This window comes from Dietzia sp. DQ11-44 (genome assembly GCF_014145205.1).
GTDB classification, from domain to species: domain Bacteria; phylum Actinomycetota; class Actinomycetes; order Mycobacteriales; family Mycobacteriaceae; genus Dietzia; species Dietzia natronolimnaea.
In genome coordinates this window covers 1-9,155 of the sequence record NZ_JAALEC010000132.1, presented here as the reverse complement: position 1 = coordinate 9,155, position 9,155 = coordinate 1, and the positions used below count along the sequence as shown (strand labels likewise).

The window sequence follows — 9,155 nt, the reverse complement described above, 5'->3', positions numbered from 1 at the left end:
AGCCTCGGCCTCGGCGGCGGCGTGTTCGGCAGCGCGTTGATCGATCGCCTCGGCAAGGACGGCGGCCTCCTCGGTGGCCAGAATGGCCGACACGGTGGACATGCCGTCAGCGCCCTTGTTGATGCGCACACCGCGCGCACGGCTGGCGTCCTCCTTGCGCCGACGGATTCCCTCGGCGTCGTAGCGGGTGATGATCGCGTCCACCGCATCGCGTACCGCGTGCCGCCCGAGGCGTTCGCCGGCTTCCGTCGCGGCCAGGTAGTCGTCGACGACGTCCTGTTGCACCTGCGGAAGCACCTCGGGGTCGACGGTCGCCATCTGGCGGGCCAGCAGTTCGGCGGCGCGCTGGTCGAGGCGTCCCGCCGCCAGGGCGGCGAGAACGGCGGGGTAGCGCTGGTGCAGGTCCGCGGCGAACGAGATCATCGATTCGGCTCTCAGGGCGGAGACGGCCATCGCCGCCACCACGTATCCGGTTGCCACCACGAACGGGTCCACCACCGCGTGGCCGGGCGGGGAATCAGAGCCGGTGCCTGAGTCGTCGCGGCGCTGGCATTCCAGCAGGAGGTGGTAGCAGGCCGACAGCCGCTGGGCGGAGGCGCGATTCTCGGCCGCCCATCCGGCACGAGCCGAGGCGGTCAGCCCGGTCAACGGATCAACAGCGGAGGAACTGTCGGAGGAGGGGCCGTTGCCGACGTCCATGCCACACCTCCGAAGCCTTCCGCCACCGTCACCGTATCGAATGTACGTTCTAGTATACGCACACACGTTCGAACGTGCAAGGGTCTGCCGCGGGCTTTCCGTCCGGGACTGCAGCGGAGGAAATCGCCGGGCTACTCAGCCGGGCTACTCACCGGTCAGGGCGTGATCCGGGGCTCCGGGCCCACCACGTCGAAGAGCATCGCGGTGAACTGGCCGTGCGTCTCGAGCTTCTGGCGGTGGAGTCGGAGTCGGCGGGGCAACAGGGGGCGCCCGGAACCGAGGACGACCGGACACTGGTGGATCCAGACCCGGTCCAGCAGTCCCCGGTCGGCGAACTGACCTGCGAGGTCACCACCCCCGACGATCCACACGTCCCCGCCGTCGGCGGCGTCGACCAGGAGAGGGTGCAGGTCGCCGACGTCACCGGCGAAGAACTCGACGCCGTCGACGGGATCGAGATCGCGGTGGGTGACGACCCAGCTCGGCACGGAGTACGGCCAGACGAACGGTCGGCCGTCCTTCGTCAGGTCGCGGCGGACCCACTCGAAGGTGTTGACGCCGCAGACGATCGACCCGACGCCGGAGTAGAAGCGGTCGAAGTGGAGGTCGGGGAGGGCGGGGTCCAACTCTGTCGGTGTGTACCCCGCGGGTTCGGCCTCCCCGGAGGTCGCGAAGAGCCAGGACAGGCTCTCCTCGTCGTCGGCGATGTACCCGTCCAGACTCGTGGCGGTGCAGTAGACAGTGCTCATCCGACAATGCTCGCACCCGGCTACGACACTCCCGGGCGGAACAGTCCCGGCTCAGCGGCGCCCGCGTGCCTCGCGGTAGATCTCGACGAGAGCATCCGTCGAGGAGTCGAAGCCCTCCCCGGGGTGCTTCTCCGCGGTCAGGGCGGTCAGGAGCTCGCCGGCCTGGGCCTTGCCCAGCTCGACCCCCCACTGATCGAACGCATTGATGCCCAGCACGGCGGCCTGGACGAACACCACGTGTTCGTAGAGGGCGATGAGCTGCCCGAGCACCCCGGGCGAGAGCGACGGCGCGAGGATCGTGGTGGACGGCCGGTTGCCGGGCATCACCTTGTGCGGCGCGATCGCGGGGTCCACGCCCTCGGCGAGCACCTCGTCCTCCGTCTTGCCGAACGCCAGCACACGGGACTGGGCGAACAGGTTGGCCACGAGCATGTCGTGCATCGATCCGGCGCCGTTGGCGGTGGGCAGGTCCGAGACCGGACGGGCGACCCCGATGAAGTCCACCGGGACGAGCTGGGTGCCCTGGTGCAGGAGCTGGAAGAAGGCGTGCTGGCCGTTGGTGCCGGGCTCGCCCCAGTAGACCTCGCCGGTGGGGTAGGAGACGTCGGAGCCGTCGAGTCGCACTGATTTGCCGAGGGACTCCATGGTCAGTTGCTGGAGGTAGGCGGGGAACCGCAGGAGGCCCTGGGCGTAGGGGATCACGGCCTTGGACTGGGCCCCGAGGAAGCAGGTGTACCAGATGCCGAGCAGGGCCATGAGGACCGGCGCGTTGTGCTCGGGGGCCTCGGTCGCGAAGTGCAGATCCATGGCGTGGAAGCCCTCGAGCAGCTCGACGAACGCGGGCGGGCCCACCGTGATCATCACCGAGAGGCCGATCGCCGACGACACCGAGTACCGGCCCCCGACCCAGTCCCAGAACTCGAACATGTTGTCCGCGGCGATCCCGAAGTCGGCCACCTCCTCGGTGGCCGTCGACACCGCCACGAAGTGGGAGGCGATCGCCTCCTCCGATCCGAGGGCCTCGACGAAGTGCCGACGCGCCGCGTGGGCGTTGGCCATGGTCTCCTGCGTGGTGAAGGTCTTGGAGGCGACCACCACCAGCGTGGTCGCGGGGTCGACCTCGGCGAGCACGGCCGAGAGGTCGGCGGGGTCCACGTTGGAGACGTAGCGTGCGCTGATCCCCGCGGTCTGCAGGTGGTGCAGGGCCTTGTCGACCATCACGGGCCCGAGGTCGGAGCCGCCGATGCCGATGTTGACCACGGTGTCGATCCGCGCGCCCGTGTGCCCGGTCCATCCGCCGGACCGGACGCGGTCGGCGAAGTCGGCCATCCGGGTGAGGACCGCGTGGACGTCGGCCACGACGTCACGCCCGTCGACGACGAGGTCGGCCTCGGCCGGGAGACGGAGCGCGGTGTGGAGGACCGATCGGTCCTCGGTGGTGTTGATGCGGTCGCCCCGGAACATCGCGGCCCGCTGCGCCGGCAGCCGTGCGGCGTGGGCCAGCTCGGTCAGGGCGCTCAGGACCTCGTCGGTGACCAGGTGCTTGGACAGGTCGACGTGCAGATCGCCCGCGGTGACCGCCATGCGGCGACCCCGTTCCGGATCGGCGGCGAACAGCTCACGGAGGGTCACCCCGCCGATCGCCGGTACGAGATCCTCGATCGCCGACCACTGTGGTGTCGTGCTGATGTCCGTCATTGCCGCTCCTGCCCAGTGTTGCCGCCCGGGGATCGCCCGCCGTCTGACAGCGAGGTTAGTCGGGAATACGGGGGCCCCGCCGCCCGTTCCAGACACGTGACCCCCATGACTCCTCCGGACCACCCCTCCGTGTCAGCCCAGGCCGATCGGCTCGTCGAACTGGGCGTGCCCGAGCTCGGCGGGATCACCGCCGGGCGGCTGCGGGAGCACGCCGCAGCTCTTGAAGACGCAGCTCTCGAAGACGCAGTTCTTGACGGCGCAGCTCGTGCCGCCGCCCCGGGGCCCGGTCGGCCGGCGCTGGCCGTCCACCCGTCGTTCGTGTCCACCGCCCGACTGGCGACCCTGCTGCGCCGTGGTGGGAGGGCGGGCTTCGTCGTCGTCGACATGTCCGACCTGGCCGAGTTCACACCCACCGACGACGTCCGGGTTCCGGACGCCCCGCTCTATCTGGTCAGGGACGTGACACGCGACGACGACATGCTGGGCTGGACCCCGACGGACGCGCACGCCGAGTTGGCCCGGCGGGGGCGCACTCCGCTGACCATCTCCGAGGGGGTGAGCTGGCTGCTCCAGCAGCCGGAGATGCTCGAACCCGGCAGGTGCTTCATGTGCATCGGATCGCGGAAGCGCAAGGCGGACGGAGCTCTGGATGCCCGGACGCCGGCGCTGTGGATCAGCGGGGGGACCGGCCGCGACGGCCGGGAGAACAAGGGCGCGCCGAAGGTGGGCTGGTGCTGGGCGAACAACCACCACACGTGGTTGGGGTTCGCCTCCACGGCCGGTCGGGTCGGCCGGGACTCAGCCCAGTCGCCCGCGACCGAGACGTAGGAGCATCCCCGCGAGGGTCTGCCCCTCCTGCCCGAGTGAGGAGAAGCGCTCGTAGACCTTGAGCTCGCGGGTGTGGACGAGCTTGGTGCCGCCGGACTGCATCCGCGTGCGACCGATGCGCTTGGAGATCTCGCTGCGACGGACTATCGCGTCCAGGATCTCGGCGTCCAACCGGTCGATCTCCAGTCGCAGTTCCTGGATCTGGGCCTCGGACAGCGGATCGTCCGTGCCGGCGGGGTCGGTGTTCATGCCGCGATTATCCCACTTGCTTCCGCGGAGGCCGCGGGACCGTCTAGTGTTTCCGCCCGTGGAGAACTTGAACTCGACTCTCGCGGACATCGGTTCCGTGATCTGGGGACCCTTCGTCCTCATCCCGCTGCTCCTCGGCACGGGCCTATTCCTCACGATCCGTCTGAGGGCACTGCAGTTCCGCAAGCTGGGGCCCGCGCTCCATCTCGGGCTGGTGCGGCGGAGGGACGACGGCGGGGCGGGTGACATCACGCAGTACCAGGCGTTGACCACCGCGCTCGCCGCGACCGTCGGCGTGGGCAACATCGTCGGCGTGGCGACGGCGATCTCACTGGGAGGGCCGGGCGCGCTCTTCTGGATGTGGGTCACCGCCCTCGTGGGGATGGCCTCCAAGTACTCGGAGGCCTTCCTGGGTGTGCGGTACCGCGTCACCGACGCCCGCGGCGAGCAGTCCGGTGGTCCGCAATACTACCTCCACCGGGGGTTCGCCGAGCTGTTCGGGAAGACCGGCGGCCGGGTGGGGCTGGTCCTGTCGATCGTGTTCGCGGTGTTCGCCGTCCTGGCCAGCTTCGGCATCGGCAACATGACGCAGGGCAACGCGGTGGCGGCCCAGCTCGACAACTCCTTCGGCGTCCCCGTGGTCGCCTCAGGCGTCATCCTGTTCGTCCTCACCGGTGCGGTCCTGCTCGGTGGCATCAAGGCCATCGGCCGGGTCACGGCCGGGTTCGTGCCTCTGATGATCGTGCTGTACCTGCTCGGCGGGATGGTCGTCCTGGTGCTCAACGCCGACGCGATCCCCGGCGCCTTCGGGCAGATCTTCACGCAGGCCTTCTCCGGGACGTCCGCGGTCGGCGGCTTCGCGGGCGCGGCGATCATGTACGCCATCCAGATGGGTGTCGCGCGGGGCATCTTCTCCAACGAGTCCGGGATGGGCTCGGCGGCCATCGCGGCCGCGGCGGCCAAGACCACCCACCCGACCCGCCAGGGCCTGGTGTCGATGACCCAGACGTTCATCGACACCATCATCGTCGTCACCTTCACCGGTCTGGTGATCGTCACCTCCGGCGTGTGGGAGCAGGGCAGCGACACGGCCGGGACCATGACCGCCGACGCGTTCGCCGAGGCCATGCCGTACGGCGACAAGCTGGTGGCGGTGGCGATCGCGTTCTTCGCGTTCTCGACGATCCTCGGCTGGTCGTACTACGGCGAGCGGTGTGTCGAGCGGCTCGTGGGCGCCGGGGGAGTCATCCCCTACCGGATGGTCTTCACCTGTGTGGTGTTCGTGGGTGCGGTCACCGAACTCGAGGTGGTGTGGAACTTCGCGGACGTGATGAACGGACTGATGGCCATCCCGAACCTCATCGGCCTCCTGGTCCTCTCCGGCCTCATCGTGCGGGAGACGCGGTACTACCTGGACAACGATCCGACTCTGACGGCGACCGCCGCGCAGGTCGACGAGTTCATGGGGGACCGTCCGCGCTGAGAACAGGGTGTCGGACCGGGTGGGTAGATTGGACGCCACGATGACCCACTCCGCTCCCGCCCGTTCCGCCGTCAGTCCCACCTCGCCGCACTCACCGCTCCTGGACGGACTCAACCCACAGCAGGCCGCCGCGGTCACGCACCGCGGCGGTCCGCTGTTGATCGTGGCCGGCGCGGGTTCCGGGAAGACCAGCGTGCTGACCAGGCGGATCGCGTACCTGCTGGCCGAGGGGGGCGCACACCCCGGGCAGATCCTCGCCATCACGTTCACCAACAAGGCCGCCGCCGAGATGCGGGAGCGGGTGTCCGCCCTGGTGGGGCCCCATGCCGAACGGATGTGGGTGGCCACGTTCCACTCGATCTGTGTGCGGATCCTGCGGGCCCAGTCCGCGCTGCTGGGCACGCGCAACTCCAATTTCACGATCTACGACTCGGACGATTCCCGTCGCCTGCTCGGCATGATCGCCAAGGAGCAGCACCTCGAGGTCAAGAAGTTCACGCCGCGGATGCTCGCCTCGGCCATCTCGAACCACAAGAACGAGCTCCGCGAGCCGTCGGAGGCCATGGACCGTGCGTTGGAGGACTCGGACCGGACCGCGCAGACGGTGGCGGCGGTGTTCACCGAGTACCAGGCGCGGCTGCAGGCGGCCAACGCCTTCGACTTCGACGACCTGATCGGGGAGACCGTCGGGTTGCTGCGGTCGCACCCGGAGGTTGCGGCGTACTACCGGCGCCGGTTCCGGCACGTCATGGTGGACGAGTACCAGGACACCAACCACGCCCAGTACATCCTGGTCCGGACGCTCGTCGGCGGTGCGGCCGGGTCCGGGGACGACGCCGCGGCCGGGGTGGCACCGGCGGAGCTCTGCGTGGTGGGCGACGCGGACCAGTCCATCTACGCGTTCCGGGGCGCGACGATCCGCAACATCGAGGACTTCGAGCACGACTATCCGGACGCCCGGTCGATCCTGCTCGAGCAGAACTACCGCTCGACGCAGACGATCCTCTCCGCCGCCAACGCCGTGATCTCCCGCAACCCGGGCCGGAGGGAGAAGAACCTCTGGACCGACGAGGGAACCGGCGAGCTGCTCGTCGGGTACGTGGCGGACAACGAGCACGACGAGGCGCGGTTCATCGCCGGGGAGATAGACCGCCTGGTGGACTCCGGGGACGCCGGGTACTCCGACGTGGCCGTGTTCTACCGGACCAACAACTCCTCCCGGGTGATCGAGGACGTGTTCGTCCGGCTGGGTCTGCCCTACAAGGTCGTCGGGGGCACACGGTTCTACGAGCGCAAGGAGGTGCGCGACATCGTTGCGTACCTCAAGGTGCTCTCCAATCCTGACGACACGGTGGCGCTGCGCCGCATCCTCAACACCCCTCGGCGGGGAATCGGGGACCGTGCGGAGGCGTGTGTGGCGGTCCATGCCGAGCAGCGGGCCATCGGCTTCGGTGAGGCCCTGCGGGACGCCGCGGAGGGCAGGGTCGCGTTGCTGCCCACCCGCTCGGTCAAGGCGATCGCGGGTTTCGTCTCTCTCCTCGACGAGCTCCGCGGGCGCTTGAGCGGCTCCGACCACGCCGGTGGCGAGGACTCGGCCCCCGACGTCGGCGCCCTGGTGGAGGCCGTGCTCGACCGGACCGGATACCGGGCCGAGTTGGAGGCCTCCAACGATCCGCAGGACGCGGCCCGCCTGGACAACCTCAACGAGTTGGTGGGCGTGGGGCGGGAGTTCTCCTCCGAGGCCGCGCTGCAGCGGTCGGCGCGCGAGCAGGGCTTCGGGGACGAGGACGCCGGGGACGCCGCGGGAGCGGTGGCCGACCAGTCCGACGCCGCACTGGACGACGGCGCACCGGACGACGCCGCACCGGACTACGCCGAACTGGACGAGGGCATCGCCGAGCCCGGTTCGCTCGCGGCCTTCCTCGAGCGGGTCTCCCTCGTGGCGGACGCCGACCAGATCCCGGCCGAGGACCAGGGGCAGGTCACACTCATGACCCTCCACACCGCCAAGGGGCTCGAGTTCCCGGTGGTGTTCCTCGTCGGCATGGAGGACGGGCTGTTCCCGCACATGCGCGCGCTCGGGGACCCGGCGGAGCTGTCCGAGGAGCGGCGGCTGGCGTACGTGGGTATCACCCGTGCGCGTCGACGCCTCTATCTGACCCGCGCCATGATGCGCTCGTCCTGGGGCCAGCCCATGACCAACCCCGGGTCGCGGTTCCTCGAGGAGATCCCGTCGGAGGCGATCGAGTGGCAGCGTGAGGAACCGGCCGGCGGTGGCCGGTTCGGTGACGACGACTCGTACGCGCCGCGGCGCCGGTTCGGTGGCGGCTCCGGTGGTGGGTTCGGCTCCGGTGGTGGATTCGGCTCCGGCGGCGGCCGGTCGTCCGGGATTCCCCGGGCCAAGTCCTCCGCGCCCGCCCTGGAGTTGGCGCCCGGAGATCGGGTGACGCACGACAAGTACGGTCTCGGGAAGGTTCTGAGCTGCGACGGCAGCGGGCCCCGGGCCACGGCGACGATCGACTTCGGTGCGTCGGGAAAGGTGCGCCTGATGCTCATCGGGGGAGTCCCGATGCAGAAGCTCTAGGGAGAGGACGTCCGTACGGGCGCCCCGATACCGGGAGTCGGTTCGGGACCGGGCCGGGCCGAGCTCGGGAACGCGCGCTCAGGCGTCGCGCTCAGGCGTCGCGATCAGCCGACTCGACCGTGGACGACTGCCCAGGTCGAGGTCAGCTCCCGAAGGGGCTGAAGCCCGAGCTCTCGCTGCTCCCGGCGCCCGCGAGGTGGATGCCCTGCTGGGCCAGCCAGATGACGGGGTCGACGTGCTGGGTGCCGCCGTTGAGCAGGACCTCGAAGTGCAGGTGGGATCCCGTCGAGAAGCCCATGTTGCCCATGCCTGCGATCTTCTGGCCGGCGTAGACGCGCTCGCCCACGCGGACGTCGAGGGATTCCATGTGGCCGTAGAGGGTCATCGTGCCGTCGTCGGACATGATGCGGATCCAGTTCCCGTAGCCCTGGGCGGGGCCCGAGTCGATCACGACACCATCGGTGGCTGCGAGGATCGGGGTGCCGTTGGCGTTGGCGATGTCGATGCCGGCGTGCATCGCACCCCAGCGCATGCCGAATCCAGAGGTGAAGGTGCCCACTGCGGGGAGGGCGACCTTCGGGCGCCGGGCCTGCTCCTCGGCGATCTCCCGCTGGGTGTTGATCTCGGTGCCGGCGTAGAGCATGGCCGACTGCGCGTTCTCGGACTCGGAGTCGGAGACCGACACCACCACGGGCTCGGGCAGAGAGGGAGTGGCGGGGGTGGAGGACGACGGCGCGTCCGGCGCACCGGTCGCCGGCGCCGCTTCACCGTTGGCGAGGAGTGCGATGTCGCCGGCCTCGGCGGAGTGGGTGCCCGCGAAGTCCATGACGGACCCGGCCGAGGCGGCCGACACCGCGGCGCCGGC

8 protein-coding genes are annotated in these 9,155 nt (G+C 69.9%); 3 read left to right on the top strand and 5 right to left on the bottom strand.

The genetic code is table 11. The features are described 5' to 3' along the window. The 3 genes from G6018_RS04115 to pgi all read right to left on the bottom strand — a co-directional run. The coding region (locus G6018_RS04115) for a DUF222 domain-containing protein (RefSeq protein WP_182638834.1) at positions 1-699 on the bottom strand (699 nt) is incomplete at its 3' end. Between the two features lie 155 nt (positions 700-854). Then, positions 855-1,448, bottom strand: a complete 594-nt coding sequence (locus G6018_RS04110; RefSeq protein WP_182638832.1) for a dihydrofolate reductase family protein — start codon at positions 1,446-1,448, stop codon at positions 855-857. A 51-nt stretch (positions 1,449-1,499) separates the two neighbouring features. Then, positions 1,500-3,146 (bottom strand): glucose-6-phosphate isomerase, encoded by a 1,647-nt coding sequence (gene pgi, locus G6018_RS04105; RefSeq protein WP_182638830.1) that lies wholly within the window; start codon positions 3,144-3,146, stop codon positions 1,500-1,502. A gap of 105 nt (positions 3,147-3,251) precedes the next feature. Here pgi and G6018_RS04100 point away from each other — a divergent pair, with 105 nt between their 5' ends. Continuing rightward, a complete protein-coding gene (locus G6018_RS04100; RefSeq protein ID WP_182638828.1) occupies positions 3,252-3,974 on the top strand; it encodes a DUF5701 family protein in 723 nt (240 codons plus the stop codon). On the opposite strand, the gene G6018_RS04095 is transcribed toward G6018_RS04100, so the two are convergent. Beyond that, the gene (locus tag G6018_RS04095; protein WP_107746400.1) at positions 3,945-4,223 is read right to left on the bottom strand and encodes a chorismate mutase; all 279 of its coding nucleotides are present in this window, start codon (positions 4,221-4,223) and stop codon (positions 3,945-3,947) included. The genes G6018_RS04100 and G6018_RS04095 overlap by 30 nt on opposite strands. A 58-nt stretch (positions 4,224-4,281) precedes the next feature. Between G6018_RS04095 and G6018_RS04090 the strand changes: the two genes are divergently transcribed. Then, on the top strand, positions 4,282-5,706 hold the full coding sequence (locus G6018_RS04090) for a sodium:alanine symporter family protein (RefSeq protein WP_179525864.1): 1,425 nt from the start codon (positions 4,282-4,284) through the stop codon (positions 5,704-5,706). A 40-nt stretch (positions 5,707-5,746) separates the two neighbouring features. Continuing rightward, complete coding sequence (locus tag G6018_RS04085) at positions 5,747-8,290, top strand: UvrD-helicase domain-containing protein (RefSeq protein ID WP_182638826.1); 2,544 nt, start codon at positions 5,747-5,749, stop codon at positions 8,288-8,290. A 142-nt stretch (positions 8,291-8,432) separates the two neighbouring features. Here G6018_RS04085 and G6018_RS04080 read toward each other — a convergent pair. Next, positions 8,433-9,155, bottom strand: a 723-nt coding sequence (locus tag G6018_RS04080; RefSeq protein ID WP_347237787.1) for a M23 family metallopeptidase, incomplete at its 5' end; no start/stop codon positions are given.